The sequence below is a fragment of the Winogradskyella sp. A3E31 genome (assembly GCF_046720935.1).
Classification (GTDB): Bacteria; Bacteroidota; Bacteroidia; order Flavobacteriales; family Flavobacteriaceae; genus Winogradskyella.
This window is the reverse complement of sequence record NZ_JBHNWH010000009.1, coordinates 128,592-142,670: the sequence shown is the minus strand read 5'-3', so window position 1 is coordinate 142,670 and position 14,079 is coordinate 128,592. Positions and strand designations below refer to the sequence as shown.

The following is a 14,079-nucleotide window of genomic DNA, read 5'->3' as shown; positions in this document are numbered from 1 at the left end:
GTATTTAATTTAAAAAATTAAATAAAAAACAATAAATAATAAACAAAGCATGTTAATTTAATGCAGATTTATAAGTGTTTAAACAGCGTTCTCTAGCCTCTTTGTGGTCTACCATTTTTTTAGGGTAGGCATCAGTTTTATATTCTTCTACCCATTTTTTAATATACTCTCTGTTCTTGTCGAATTTATCAATTTGTGTAGTAGGGTTAAAAATCCTGAAGTAAGGTGCAGCATCCACACCCGAGCCAGCAACCCATTGCCAATTACCCACGTTGCTTGCCATTTCATAATCATGAAGTTTTTCTGCAAAATAGGCTTCTCCCCAGCGCCAATCGATTAATAAATGCTTACACAGAAAGCTGCCAACAAGCATACGCACTCTATTATGCATAAACCCAGTTTTATTTAATTGACGCATACCAGCATCAACTAATGGATAGCCTGTTTTTCCTTGGCACCATTTTTTAAATTCATCTTCATTATTACGCCATTCAATGCGGTCGTATTTAGATTTGAATGCTTTGTCTTTTGTTTCTGGAAAGTGCCAAAGAATCTGCATAAAAAACTCTCTCCATATTAATTCTTGCCAAAAGGTTTCGTTTTTTTCAGCAATAGCTTTTTTCATCATTTTTCTTACGCTTACGGTTCCAAAACGTAAATGAGGACCTAAACGTGATGTGCCTTGTTTCGCTGGATAATTGCGTGTCTTTTCGTATTCTTGAATTAAAGTCGGAGTGACATCATAATCATGAATTTGTTGTGATGTAGGCTTGAACCCAATGTCCGATAAGCTAAGATTAGGTAATCTTATATTTTCAACCAAATTGTCTAAATGTTGACTGGTATAGTAAATATTTAGATCATGATTTTTAAAATTCTCTTTCCATGTACGCATGTAAGGTGTATATACTACATAGGGATCTCCGTCTTTTTTAACGACCTCGTCTTTTTCAAAAATGACTTGATCTTTAAAGGTCTTAAAATCGATAGATTGCTTCTCTAGAAGATTTGAAATAGTAGTGTCTCGTTCTTTTGCATAAGGTTCATAATCATGGTTTGTATAAACCGTATCTATATCGTAATCCTCAGAGAGTGTTTTAAAAATATCTTTCGGAGTACCATAGTACATTGCAATACTACTGCTATAATCGTCTTGTAATTCTTTTCGCATTTTTTGAAGCGTATCAAAAATAAAATTGACACGAGCATCATCTTTTGGTAATTCGTCTAAGATATGTTTATCAAAAATGAATATTGGTAAAACTGGATTATCTGACTTTAATGCCTCTAAAAAGCCAACATTATCGTCTAGTCTTAAATCGCGTCTAAACCAGAATATATTTACTTTTTTTGTCATCAGTGTTGTGTTTTGTCATTCCGCATGGAGGTTGAGGCTCTCGAAACCTTGATGCGGAATCTAAATGAGTAAAATGGATTCCTGCCTACGAAGGAATGACATATACTTAATAAGTTCCAAATAGCTTTTCGAGTTTTTCTTTTCTAAAATTAAAAATTTCTTCAAGTTTTGGTTTCACTAAAATAGGGTGAACCAATTCACCTAGCCAGCCCATCGGAATTTTATAGTCTATAATATCTTCCATTTCAACACCACCATCAATAGCTTTTATAAAGTGTTTATGGTGCCAAAGTGCATAGGGCCCGAATCGCTGTTCGTCTACAAAATATTCTTTGTCTTTAATATGGGTAATTTCTGTTACCCATTTTGTTTTTATGCCTAAGACTGGCGTAACAATATATTGTATGATTTGACCCTGGTACATGTCTCTATCGGCTCCAGAGAGAATATGAAACCCCATATAAGGTGGTGTGATAGTTTTTAGATTTGCTGGGTCTGATAGAAAGTCCCAAGCTTTATCTACCGAAATAGGTAGGTTTTGCTTTTTGTGTAACGTATATATTTTCAAGTTTGAATAATTTTAGTTGTATAAAACAATATAGGCATTTAAGGAAGTTGCAAGACTGAGCCATATTAAATAGGGTAGCAGTAGCATCCGTACATTGCTCAAGGTATTATCTCTAAAGCTAATGAAGAAATAGGCTATTAGAAGCGTCAATAAAATAATATTAATCAGGGCTACCATAGTTAGGTGCTGATTGAAAAACCAGTAATTCCATACAATATTTAAAAGAACTTGAATAACAAATAGTGTTTTAACATATTTTGAATTCCGAATAGTGAAAAGAAACGTCAAATAGATAGAGAAGCAGATCATTATAATAGTCCAGGCAACACCGAACAGCCAACCTGGTGGATTCCATGGTGCTTTATTTAAGTTTTGATACCATTCTGATGATGGACCGTCGGACATAAGTAAGCTTCCTAAGGCCAATGACCCAAAATTTATGAAGAGGAAAAACGCTAAATAGCCTATTCTCTTCATGCTAATTAGATTTTAAAACTTCAATTTGCTCAATAACTTTTTGGGCTTCTGCATATTTTTTATCGCTTTCAGAACGATTTGTTGTAGAAAGTTTGTGCCATTCCGACATCAGTTTTTCGTATTCTTTTTGAAGTTTTTCTAATTTCGATGTTTTTTTTTTAAATAAGCCTAACATAATTATTTTATGTGTTTTGTGATACGTGAATTCGATGGTCTTGTAATAGAGTAGAAGTAGTCCACCAAGTTTCCATTGTCGTCCACCAAATATTTTTGAAAATTCCACTTTACTTTAGAACTTTTATTACCGTTGAGACTTTTATCCGTTAACCATTTATACAATGGGTGCTGACCAGTTCCCTTTACATCAATTTTTTCAGTTATAATAAAAGTTACTCCGTAATTGACTTCACAAAATTGTTGAATTGTCTCCGCTGAGTCCGGTTCTTGACCTCCAAACTGATTACACGGAACACCTATTACCATCAGTTTCTCTTTGTGCGTTGTGTACAGTTTTTGGAGCGCTCTATATTGTGGAGTATATCCACAATGAGATGCCACGTTAACGAATAGGATGTGCTTTCCTTTTAATTCAGAAAGGTTTAAAGGTGAACCGTCTAGTTTATTGATTTCAATATCGTAAATAGGTTCGTTTGCTACTTTCTGAAGAGGATCATTAGTTGTTTTCAAAGTCGATGCAAATGTTGTAATAGGGTTCATAAATTAAACTTTTAAGCTAACAATACCACAGTCCATTTCAAATACCTGTCCTGTTAGTGAAGCTGCTTTATCAGAAATTAAAAATGTAGCCATATCAGCAACTTCTTCTGGCTCTAAAAATTTCTTTAGAGGGTGACGATCGGTAATATTCTCAATCATTTTGTCATTTCTTAATAGTTTTGATGCCAAATCTGTATTTGTTACTGTAGGTGCAATAGCATTAACTCTAACTGTTGGAGCTAATTCAGCTGCCAAAGATTTCATTAAACCTTCAACGGCTGATTTAGATGCGGCAACACTCGAGTGGAAAGGCATACCTAATTTAGATGCGACAGTACTAAATAATAAAATAGATGGTTTATTACCCTTTTTTAAAATTGGCAAATACTTCTGAGTGGCTTTTACTGCACCAATAACATTAATATCAAAGTCTGATTTAAAGTCTTCTACATCTAAACGATTTATTGGCTTTAGATTAATACTACCAGGACAATAAATAAGACTATCAGCCTCGTCAATATCAGGTAAGTTATCATTTAGTACATCACATTCAAAATGCTGAAGGTCAGAACTTTCTAATTCTGGTTTTGTTCTACTTATGTTTATGATATTATGGTCTTTAATAAGAGCCTTGACAATGGCATTACCAATACCCTTACTACCACCAATAATTATTATTTTACTCATGTTTATGCTGCTGTTAATGGGCGTCCTTTGAGACGCTTTTCAATTTTCTGTTTTATTTTAGTAAGACGCTTCATAATGTCCATTATTTTGGCGTCTTTTTTCTTTTTATAAATTTCATTCAGATCTAAGATCAGTTCTTTAGCTTCTCTAGAAGCTAAAATTCGGTCACTTGTGGTTTTAAAAGAAAGCTTTCTTTTTTCAAATTCTAGGGCTTTTTCGATTGTTTCCATGACTTAATTGTTTATATAATTCTGTAATTCATTTATTTTTTCAGAAGTATTAAATTCACCTCCATAATAGGTGGTTACAGTTGCAGAGGTGTCGTCTTTAACGCCTCTTGATGATACACACAAATGCTTGGCATCGATGATTACTGCAACATCTTCAGTATTTAAAACAGCCTTTAATTCACTTGCAATTTGGTTTGTTAACCGCTCTTGTACCTGAGGTCTTTTGGCATAATACTGAACGATTCTATTTAGTTTTGAAAGTCCAATGACCTTGCCTGATGATTTATAAGCAATATGTGCTTTACCAATAATTGGTACAAAATGATGTTCGCAATTAGAATAGAATGTTATGTTCTTTTCAACTAACATCTGATTATACTGATACTTGTTATCGAAAAGTGCAATCTTTGGTTTATTTTGAGGGTCTAAGCCTGAAAATATTTCTTCAACATACATTTTTGCAACTCTATCTGGCGTACCATTTAATGAGTCATCTGTAAGATCTAAACCAAGCACATCCATGATCTCAGAGAACAATATGGAAATCCTTTTCTTTTTCTCTTCGTTGGGCATATCGAAAGCATTAGCTTTCATCGGGGTTTGTAAACTTGTGAATAAATGATCGTCGCCAATGTCTTCTGGTGAGAAACCTTTAAGTTCATTGGTCTTGGTAAGAGTTTGAGTTTTCATAAAAATCTTTTTTATGTGCTGTCTTTAAGGGCTCTAATCTTAAATCAAAGCACGATTAACGTTTTGAAATAGAGTTGTGTGTAATTGTTTTCTGTCGGCTACACTTAAATCGACCTTTATCAAAATTTCTTTTCTTTATATGTTTAGTTTGCCTGCCTTGAACTCGCTTTCGCCATAACCTAAAACTGCTAGGCTTCAGTTCTCTTCTCATTAACTCAATGACATTTTGTTCTTTTAAATCAAACTGGAATTCAATAGCTTCAAAGGGTGTTCTGTCTTCCCATGCCATCTCAATAACTCTATCTGTTTGTCTATCATTTAAAGTCATAGAGCAGGTGCTGAGTATTGGAGGTCATATCTTACTTTGTGATCCAGAAGCTTATCAAAAAACTTTTTATTCTCCTTAAAGGTCTTATTGGCTTTAAAATGAACAAACTTTCCCTGAGCATGAATACTTGAGCCATTAACTTTATAAATAACCAATTGATAGAAAGGGATGACCCACGTAAAGTTTTTCAAACCTTTTGTAATTCTAATAAGGATACCTTTTGGCCTAAGTTCTATACTAGCGTAGTTAATATCGCTGACGGTATTGATTACCGATGCTAAATTTGGACTTACTTCACTTATCATCATGCGTTTTGACCCTATACCACCCAATCGCAATTTCTGTACCAAAGAATAGGGTTTGCCTACCAAGTCTTCAATGAGATCCTTATCATCTTTGTTGTCGTACGTTGTATTAAGTAGCATATCTCAAAGCTACAAAATGTTTAACGTTTAATTGCAATAGTTAAACAAAATTAACATAGAATTATGAGCGTAGCTATTTAAGAATCTTCATCGCTTAATAAACGCCTTCTGTCTAGTAGTGTATGTCGCTTTAAAATCCTTAAACTTTCACCCCTTACTTTAGGGTCATCTTTTAGGTTCCATAGTATACTACTCGCTTTTTTTCGATTTTTAGAAATATCAACAATGGGGTTAGGATAATCCTTACCTAATTCAAAATTATACAGCCCTTGTTCTAGAGCTGTCATTAAATATGGCTCGTGTATAAATGGAATTGGTAATTCGGCTAATTCTGGCACCCATTTTTTTATGAATGTGGCATCGGGATCGTGTTTTAAACTATTTACGGTTGGATTATAAATGCGAAGCGTATTTATCCCTGTTTCACCTGCTTGCATCTGGAGTTGAGGAAAATGAATACCTGGTTCAAAGTCTAAAAATTGTTGAGAAAGATGTTCTGAAGCATCTTGCCAAGGTTGCCAGAGAATATGTGTAAAAAACGAAACAAGCATAGCACGCATTCTAAAATTAATATAACCTGTTTCTATTAAGCACCGCATTGATGCATCAACTAAAGGAAAACCAGTTTGTCCTTTCCGCCAGGCTTTTTGATATTCTGAAGAAATACGTTTCTTTAATTTTCTATAGCCCTTATTTACACTTTCGTTTTCCATGGTATGTTCCATTTCAAACTTTTGAATAAAATGTGCCTGCCATCTCAATCTAGAAATAAACCCCTTAATCTGTGATTTGTTTTTTAAATTACTTGAAAGTGCCTTAGCTTTTTGATATACCTCTCTTACAGAAAGGTTTCCCCAGGCAATGTAAGGTGATAAGCGACTACAGCTTTGTCGTGATGCTTCAGGTTTGGAGATGTTAAAGCTATATTCTTTATAACGTTCTTTTAAAAATGATTCGAGATATTTTTGACCTGTTGTTCTTCCTCCGTTTTGAAATGACCTGTCTTTTTTTGTAGAGAGATTACTTATGGTTAAAATGCTTTCAAGGTTTTCAATAGCTTTTAAACTTAAAAATTGATGCTGTTTTGGTTGAAAAGGAAGTATAGAACTATTCATGTATTCATCCCATTTCTCAAACCAATCTGTTCTATTCACCAAGCCTCGCTCAACACCATTATTTTTATTTTCGTTCCATTCTATAAAATTGTTTCTACAATAACGTTGAAACTCTTTATCTCTATTGTACGTAATCAAAATTCCAGTCTCAGAATGAGAATACACTGCTTTAACTTTATACAGAGATTGAATTTGATTAAAAGCATTTGTAATATCTGATGTAACTGTTAATACCTTTGTGTTATATGGTTTGAGTCTGTCGTTAAGGTCTACAATGGACTGTTTTATAAAATCAAAATGACGTTTGCTATAGTGGTTATCATTTAAAATAATATGCTCAAACACATATAACAATAGCACAGGTCTATCACTCATCAATGCGTTGTAAATGGCTTCATTATCATGTAGGCGTAAATCTCGCTTAAACCACACAACTGATATGTCTCTTCGATCAGTATTCATCTGCGTTTTCGATTATATGTTGCGCCCTCTCTTTTAGTTCAGTAAGTTTATCAGCATTCATTTTATCTAATAAACTATACATCATACCCATTCTGTGATTATTTCCTAATTGTTGACGTTTATCATCGAGGAAATTCCAATACAAACTATTAAACGGACATGCGTCTTCTGTTACTTTCTCTTTGTGACTGTAATGACAATCTTTGCAGTAATTACTCATTTTATTGATATAACTGCCTGAAGAGACATACGGTTTTGTTGCTATAAGACCACCATCTGCGTATTGACTCATACCTCTGGTATTTGGTAATTGCACCCACTCTATAGCATCAACATAAATACCCAAATACCACTGGTCAACTTCGTCGGGATTAATTTGGGTTAACAAGGCGTAATTACCAGTCACCATTAAGCGTTGAATATGGTGTGCATATCCATTATCTAAGGAGTTGTTAATTGCATTTTTTAGGCAGTTCATTTTGGTGTTACCAGTCCAGAAAAAATCTGGAAGGGCATTAGTGTTTTCCAGCTCATTTTTCTTTTTGTAATCTGGCATCAACGCCCAATACATACCTCTCATATACTCTCGCCATCCAATAATCTGCCTTACAAAACCTTCTACCTGAGAAATATCGATATCATTTTTATGTTCGTAGTAATAATCAATGACCGTATCAATGACTGTTTTTGGATTAATGAGTTTTAAATTCATTGCAAATGAAATACGTGAATGAAATAAATTGACTTCATTAGTATGCATTGCATCTTGAAAATCCCCAAAATGAATCAGTAACTGCTCGCAGAAATAGTTTAATTGCTGTAACGACTGTTCTCTGTTTATAGGATAACTGAATGTTTTTGTGCTTAATGTACCAATCGTTTCGATTTCTGCTTTTTTTATATCACTTACGATTTCTGAGACATCGTTAACAAACCATTTGTAATGTGGAATACTTGTGTTGCCTTTCCATTTTTTTCGATTACTCTTGTCATAATTCCACTTGCCACCTTCGGGTTGTTCGCCTTCCATAAGGACTTCGTGTTTTTTACGCATGTGGCGGTAAAAGTTTTCCATGAGGTATTGTTTCTTACCCTCATAAAATGTTTTTAACTCATTGCGTTTGGTGTAAAAGTGTTCGGTATCCACAGCAGTGGAATCAATTGCAATAGAAGTACAAAAATCCTTTAATTGTTGGTCTAGGCGATACTCATCGGGTAAAAGATATTCAAAGCGCTTAATACCTTTTTCTTCTATAATCTTTGAAAGATTATCAGTTAGTTTTTGAGTGTTTTTTGTATCATTGATTTTATAATAAATGACATTATAACCATTAGATTTCAACTCTTTTGAAAAATTGCGCATAGCTGAGAAAAAGCCAATGACCTTTTGGATATGGTGAGTAACGTAATCTGTTTCTTGTCGCATCTCAAACATGCAATAGATTAGGTTGTCATCTACTTCTTTAAACCATGAATGCTCACTGTTGAGTTGATCTCCGAGAAGTAGTCGTAGTGTTTTACCCATGGGTTAAAATAATTGTGGTTGAAGCCATAGATTTCTGAACTTTCCATTAGGATCATACCGCTCGGCCTGTGATTTTACATTAAACTTTCTATCTCTTGGGTCATTACCAACTCCAGCGACATACATCCAATTGCCGTAATTGCTGTGTACATCGTAGTCGAGAAGAAGGGACTCAAAATAAGCTGCACCAATGCGCCAGTCGAGTTTAAGTTCTTTGGCAAAGAAAGAGGCCACATTTTGTCGTCCACGATTGCTCATCCATCCGGTTTGAGCGATTTCCTTCATGTTTGCATTAACAAAGTCTGATGCTGTATTGCCATGTACCCATTGATTAATCGCTTTTTTATCTGTCGACCAATTGTATTTCTTATGTAAAATACCACCGAGCTTAAAAATAGAGTTACCGTATTTTAACGACACATATTTAAAGTAATCTCGCCAAATCAATTCAAATACAAGCCAGTACGTAGATTGGTTTTTGAAGTGCTCTTTTTCAAATTCTTTCACTTTCCAATATATGGTTCTAGCAGATAAACTTCCGTTGGCAAGCCACGGTGAAAATTTAGAACTATAATCTGTTCCTAACAGGCCATTTCGAGTTTTCTTGTAGAAGCCAAGTTTTTTCGTTTCAAAGAAGTAATTGTTCAACCTTTCTAGAGCGGATGATTCACCACCTTTAAATGGAAATGCTGAATTTGGGTTTAATTCAAAATCTTCAAACCCTAAATTTTTTAAAGTAGGAACTTTGGTCGTATTTTTTAAACGATTCTCGTCTGAAAATTGGGTAATTGATACTGTTTTCCTAACTGAAATTTGTTTTTCTAATTTTTTTCTGAAAACAGTAAATACCTGTGGAATTTTAGAATAATCGTTGGTTACATCTTCTGGGTGATAGAGAAATTGATTGTAAAGACTTGTCCAACCAATGGGCTTATCAATTTTATCTTTCACTTTTTGTTCAACATCAATTTCTTCTTGTGTCCATTCTTTTTGAATGTAGACACCTGTAACTCCATACTCATTGCAAAGTAATGGAATTACATTTTCAGGGTAATCGTTGTAGACTAATAATTCAATATTGAACTTGCTTAATGAGTCTTTTAGACCTTTAACAGTGTCTATTAAAAATTGAGCTCTGAATTTTTCTGTTTTCCTAAAGCCGTAGTCTGATATTTTAAAATGCCTTGGGTCGAAACAATATACTGCAAGAACTTTTGCACTTTTAGAGCTTGCGGCTTGGAGAACGTCATTATCCGCGACTCTTAAGTCATTTCTAAACCAAACTAAATGTGTTATTTCTTGTTTCTCCGACATTGTTCACTACAATATTTCACATTCTCCCAATCCTTTTCCCATTTTTTACGCCACGTAAACGGACGTTTACAAATGAGGCATATCTTTTTGGGTAGATGTTGCTTTTTAATCGCTTTCACTTATTAGACTTTTTTAACTAAAGCATTAATCATCCCGTTAAACACAAAAGCATGAAAAGGTAAAACCGTATACCAGTACAAGCGGCCAAGTAAACCTTTTGGTCTAAAAACAGCTCGTTGATATAATTTGTCTTTAACTATTTTGAACTCTAGCCATGCCTCTCCAGGCAGTTTCATTTCGGCAAAAAGTAAAAGTCGTTTTTCGTTCTTATCTGCAAAAAGGACACGCCAAAAATCCAAGGGGTCACCAGGCTCTAAATAACTGTCATGAGTTCTTCCACGTCTTAAGCCTACCCCGCCAAAGACCTTATCCATATAGCCTCTTAATTTCCAAAGGTTGTTATAACTGTACCAGCCATTTCGGCCTCCAATACTCCAAATTTTGTTGAGGGTGAATTCTTCATCTTCGATGTCACGAGATCTTACATCTTTAAAGCAACCATATTGAGGTAATTCAATGTGTTTTGAGAGCTGGTCTTTAAAAACACCACTGCTTACTGCATCTTTCCAACTTGATATTACCGAATTTTGTTGAATTTTTTGAAAAGCCAATTCTACGGCAGTTTTATAAGACATAGGCTCTATGTCTATAATTGTATTAATGTCGCTTTGTTTTCCAATCACTTCGACCTTCATACTATCTACGAGTGCTGAAGCGAGTTGAAAGGACGTAGATGTTACAAAATACAACCAATACGAAGACAATTTAGGAGTTAAAACAGGCAGTGTAACAATGTAGCGCTTTAACTCTCTCACTTCTGCAAATTGAAGCAACATTTCTTTGTAGGTCAAAATTTCTGGACCAAAGATGTCGTAATGCTTATTGTATAATTCTTTCTTTCCTAAAGCTTTTGAGAGGTACGTTAAAACATCTCTAACGCCAAGTGGCTGTGTCTTTGTGTTTAGCCATCTCGGGGTAATCATAAATGGCAACTTCTCTACAATGTCTCTTATGATTTCAAATGAGGCACTGCCACTACCAACAATAATTCCGGCTCTAAAAACGGTTAACCCGTAGGAATCCGATTTTAGGGTTTTCTCAACCTCTAAACGCGACTGAAGGTGTTTAGATAAAGAGTCATCATTGACAATACCACTTAAATATAGAACCTGATTACAATTGGTTTTTTCAACTAAGTTTTTAAAGTTAACTGCACATTCTTTTTCTAAACTTTCAAAGTTATTAGAAGATGTTGCCATACTATGGATAAGATAGTAAGCTGCATCTATATCCTTTGGTAACTCAATGTCTTCGGGTTTTAGAAAATCAACCTTGATAAAACTTGCATTAGTATGATCTTCTATTTCATCAGGAATGCGACTTAAATCACGCACACAGCATACCAAATGATGTCCTTCTTCGAGCAATTGAAGTGCGAGCCTTTTGGCAATATAGCCAGTTGTGCCTGTAACTAAGATTTTCATTGCTCGTCCCGTTTTTTAAATTCTGACTTAGGTTGTTGATATCCTAATCTTGTTTTAAACTTTGGGATGGTGTAGCCATCTAAACCATTTATTGAGGCCACGTTTGCCTTGGTAAGATCAATGTAGCCATCAGTGTCTAAAAGTCCTTCTTTAATGTGAAGAGCCTTTATTTTACCCACAACAAGTATCGTGTTGTTCGCTTTAATTTCATAGTCTTCAACAAATCGCATTTGCAGTTGAACCGGAGATCCTTTCACGAATGGAGCATGGCACTCATCATGAAACTCTGTTTCTAAATTTGTAACATCGAATTCGGATATGGACTCATGATATTTAGCAGAAGTGTGATGAGCGTCCTCTATGATGTCTTCAAAAACGTGATTAACAGTGTAAGCGCCCGTTTCTTTTATGTTGGTATAGGTATGACGACTTACAGTGGTTGGTCGAAGAAAAAAGCCAAGCATTGCAGGATTAGACCCTAAGTGAGTAATTGAACTAAAAACTGCAACATTTGTTTTTCCATCTTTACTTTTTGTGCCAATTAGATTTGCAGATTTAAAACCACTACAACTATTTATGAGATTGATGCGGTAGATATGATGTAATTTTTCTAAATCTGAAGTTGTGAAACTAGGCATCTATAGCGCTGTAAAATTATTGATTTTTATATTTTTTGCCTTAAGGTCGAACATTAAATTATATAAGCCAAAGAAGGTGCGATTGATATATATGAAGTGTTTAGAACCTCTATTACCATTCATGTTTCTTAACTCAGTGCTTTTAGAGTAGCGTTGCCCCATTTCTGAAATTTGATTGAAAAAAGCAGGGTCGGAAAAGTCGAAATTTTCTGAATGAAAGGGTTGCGTAAATAAACTCAATAATTCATGAAACATAGCACTGAAAAAGTCTAATTCTTCTTGTGAGTCTTCTGGTTTTAAAATTTCTAACTCATAAAGTTTTTGAGTAAAGATATCAGCGTCTTCTATGGTTTCTTTTTTTGCTAATTCAAAATATGGGGTGTAAAAGTCTTCAGGAATTGTTTTCATGCAACCAAAATCAAGTGCAATCAATTGTCCATTGTCAGAAACCAAGAAATTGCCAGGATGTGGGTCAGCATGCACTTTTTTTAGATTATGAATCTGAAACATGTAGAAATCCCAGAGTGCTTGTCCAAGAGTGCTTGATAGTTCTTGGTTCTCATTGTGAGAAACAAATTCTGATAGATGCTCACCCATCATATAGTCCATAGTAATTATGCGCTCTGATGAAAATTCAGGATAATACTTAGGGAACAATAAATTTGGAATGTGTTTGCAGGCGTCAACTACAGCTTTACTCTGTTCTAATTCTAAAATGTAATTGGTTTCTTCTGTGAGTTTATTTTCTACCTCCTTAAAATATTTATCGGAGTCTTTACCTCTAATATTGAACATTTTGATAGCAATGGGTTTTACCAAAGCTAAGTCTGAAGCAATACTTTCTGCAACCCCAGGATATTGGATTTTCACAGCAAATTTTTTCCCATCCTTTTCAGCTTTATGTACCTGACCGATACTGGCAGCATTGACTGAGGTTGCATTGAAAGTATCAAAAAGTTCTTCGGGATGTTTCCCGAAGTATTTTTTAAATGTTTTTATAACTAATGGTGGCGATAGTGGAGGCACGGAAAATTGAGAAAGGGAAAATTTTTCCACATAAGCCTGTGGTAAAATACTTTTCTCCATACTTAGCATCTGTGCAACTTTTAGGGCACTACCTTTTAATTGTTTTAGGCTGTCGTAAATGTCCTCTGCGTTGTTTTTGTCTAACCTGTTTTTGGCATCTGTGGGCGAATTAACCATTTTGTCGCCATAATATTTTAAGTAATTGACACCAACTTTAGCACCAGTAGATACTAATTTTGAGGCTCTCGAAATTTTTGAAATAGGAATACTATCTATACTTTTCATCTATTGGGCGTGCATTTTTTCTTTAAATAAAAATTTTCCAAGATCGATAATGCTCTTCAATGGGGTAGTGTCGATAAGGTCAAAACTTGCTTTTACTGATTTTTCAATAAAAATATCTGTCTTTTCAAATGATGGTGATGTGTCATCTAACCAAAATCGCATGGTGACTAAGAGTTGAAACCAGGCCGATTCTTTTAACCCACGCTGTTGAATTTTTTCGAGTTGTTCTTGTTTTAACTCTAGAGTTTGGATGTCTAAAGATTCTATATACGCAGAAAAGCTTTTCTTTAATTTTTTAAAGAGTTGTAGCGTTTTAAGTTGATTTTTATTGGCGTGCAACACATGGACTACATAGCTTCTGTTCGCCGTAAGATTTTCGAAAAACGTGTAATAGAAACTCAGTAATTTATTGCGAGCATCAAAATGAGCATAGTCATCACTTTTATTTAATGCTGCAAGGGTGTTGTCAAAAAACGCTTTAAAAATATCTTGTTCTAAAGCTACAAATGAACCGTAAAAGGCATAGAATTCTTGTTCATTAAACTTATGCTCTTTTGCAAATGCATATACAGAGTTCGGTTTGTTATTGTGGGTTAACACATAATCCATATAATGTGCTATAATATTCTCTTTTTTAACTGATTTTTTCTTTGCCATCTTAGTATTTTAATAACAACAAAGATAATATTGT

General features: G+C 34.4%; 18 protein-coding genes. All 18 read right to left on the bottom strand.

Annotation, left to right across the window (positions count from 1 at the left end; translation table 11 throughout):
* Nucleotides 1–52: 52 nt before the first annotated feature.
* A complete protein-coding gene (locus tag ACFEMA_RS12515; protein ID WP_411768551.1) occupies nucleotides 53–1,357 on the bottom strand; it encodes a cryptochrome/photolyase family protein in 1,305 nt (434 codons plus the stop codon).
* 106 nt (nucleotides 1,358–1,463) lie between these two features.
* Nucleotides 1,464–1,925 carry an SRPBCC family protein gene (locus tag ACFEMA_RS12510; RefSeq protein WP_411768550.1) on the bottom strand — a complete coding sequence of 154 codons (462 nt, stop codon included), beginning with the start codon at nucleotides 1,923–1,925 and terminating at the stop codon, nucleotides 1,464–1,466.
* Nucleotides 1,926–1,937: 12 nt separating this feature from the next.
* The gene (locus ACFEMA_RS12505) at nucleotides 1,938–2,402 is read right to left on the bottom strand and encodes a TspO/MBR family protein (RefSeq protein ID WP_411768549.1); all 465 of its coding nucleotides are present in this window, start codon (nucleotides 2,400–2,402) and stop codon (nucleotides 1,938–1,940) included.
* 1 nt (nucleotide 2,403) lies between these two features.
* Nucleotides 2,404–2,577, bottom strand: a complete 174-nt coding sequence (locus ACFEMA_RS12500) for a Lacal_2735 family protein (protein WP_411768548.1) — start codon at nucleotides 2,575–2,577, stop codon at nucleotides 2,404–2,406.
* Between the two features lie 2 nt (nucleotides 2,578–2,579).
* Nucleotides 2,580–3,119 carry a glutathione peroxidase gene (locus tag ACFEMA_RS12495; protein ID WP_411768547.1) on the bottom strand — a complete coding sequence of 180 codons (540 nt, stop codon included), beginning with the start codon at nucleotides 3,117–3,119 and terminating at the stop codon, nucleotides 2,580–2,582.
* A 3-nt stretch (nucleotides 3,120–3,122) separates the two neighbouring features.
* Entirely contained in the window at nucleotides 3,123–3,806 is a 684-nt protein-coding gene (locus ACFEMA_RS12490) for an SDR family NAD(P)-dependent oxidoreductase (protein WP_411768546.1), read from the bottom strand.
* 2 nt (nucleotides 3,807–3,808) lie between these two features.
* A complete protein-coding gene (locus ACFEMA_RS12485) occupies nucleotides 3,809–4,036 on the bottom strand; it encodes a hypothetical protein (protein WP_411768545.1) in 228 nt (75 codons plus the stop codon).
* Between the two features lie 3 nt (nucleotides 4,037–4,039).
* Nucleotides 4,040–4,726 carry a GTP cyclohydrolase I FolE gene (folE, locus tag ACFEMA_RS12480; RefSeq protein ID WP_411768544.1) on the bottom strand — a complete coding sequence of 229 codons (687 nt, stop codon included), beginning with the start codon at nucleotides 4,724–4,726 and terminating at the stop codon, nucleotides 4,040–4,042.
* Nucleotides 4,727–4,781: 55 nt separating this feature from the next.
* The gene (locus tag ACFEMA_RS12475; RefSeq protein WP_411768543.1) at nucleotides 4,782–5,054 is read right to left on the bottom strand and encodes a TIGR03643 family protein; all 273 of its coding nucleotides are present in this window, start codon (nucleotides 5,052–5,054) and stop codon (nucleotides 4,782–4,784) included.
* Nucleotides 5,051–5,479, bottom strand: coding sequence for a hypothetical protein (locus ACFEMA_RS12470; protein WP_411768542.1), 429 nt, complete (start codon nucleotides 5,477–5,479; stop codon nucleotides 5,051–5,053). Before ACFEMA_RS12470 ends, ACFEMA_RS12475 begins: the two co-directional genes overlap by 4 nt.
* Nucleotides 5,480–5,556: 77 nt before the next feature.
* Nucleotides 5,557–7,056, bottom strand: a complete 1,500-nt coding sequence (locus ACFEMA_RS12465; protein WP_411768541.1) for a deoxyribodipyrimidine photo-lyase/cryptochrome family protein — start codon at nucleotides 7,054–7,056, stop codon at nucleotides 5,557–5,559.
* Entirely contained in the window at nucleotides 7,046–8,581 is a 1,536-nt protein-coding gene (locus ACFEMA_RS12460) for a cryptochrome/photolyase family protein (protein ID WP_411768540.1), read from the bottom strand. The genes ACFEMA_RS12465 and ACFEMA_RS12460 overlap by 11 nt, the downstream gene beginning before the upstream one ends.
* 3 nt (nucleotides 8,582–8,584) lie before the next feature.
* Complete coding sequence (locus ACFEMA_RS12455; RefSeq protein WP_411768539.1) at nucleotides 8,585–9,895, bottom strand: DASH family cryptochrome; 1,311 nt, start codon at nucleotides 9,893–9,895, stop codon at nucleotides 8,585–8,587.
* A complete protein-coding gene (locus ACFEMA_RS12450; protein ID WP_411768580.1) occupies nucleotides 9,874–10,005 on the bottom strand; it encodes a DUF2256 domain-containing protein in 132 nt (43 codons plus the stop codon). Before ACFEMA_RS12450 ends, ACFEMA_RS12455 begins: the two co-directional genes overlap by 22 nt.
* Nucleotides 10,006–10,017: 12 nt before the next feature.
* Complete coding sequence (locus tag ACFEMA_RS12445) at nucleotides 10,018–11,439, bottom strand: SDR family oxidoreductase (protein ID WP_411768538.1); 1,422 nt, start codon at nucleotides 11,437–11,439, stop codon at nucleotides 10,018–10,020.
* Nucleotides 11,436–12,077, bottom strand: a complete 642-nt coding sequence (locus tag ACFEMA_RS12440) for a flavin reductase family protein (RefSeq protein ID WP_411768537.1) — start codon at nucleotides 12,075–12,077, stop codon at nucleotides 11,436–11,438. The genes ACFEMA_RS12445 and ACFEMA_RS12440 overlap by 4 nt, the downstream gene beginning before the upstream one ends.
* A complete protein-coding gene (locus ACFEMA_RS12435) occupies nucleotides 12,078–13,388 on the bottom strand; it encodes an ABC1 kinase family protein (protein WP_411768536.1) in 1,311 nt (436 codons plus the stop codon).
* Complete coding sequence (locus ACFEMA_RS12430; RefSeq protein WP_411768535.1) at nucleotides 13,389–14,045, bottom strand: TetR family transcriptional regulator C-terminal domain-containing protein; 657 nt, start codon at nucleotides 14,043–14,045, stop codon at nucleotides 13,389–13,391. It abuts the gene before it with no gap.
* Nucleotides 14,046–14,079: the final 34 nt, after the last annotated feature.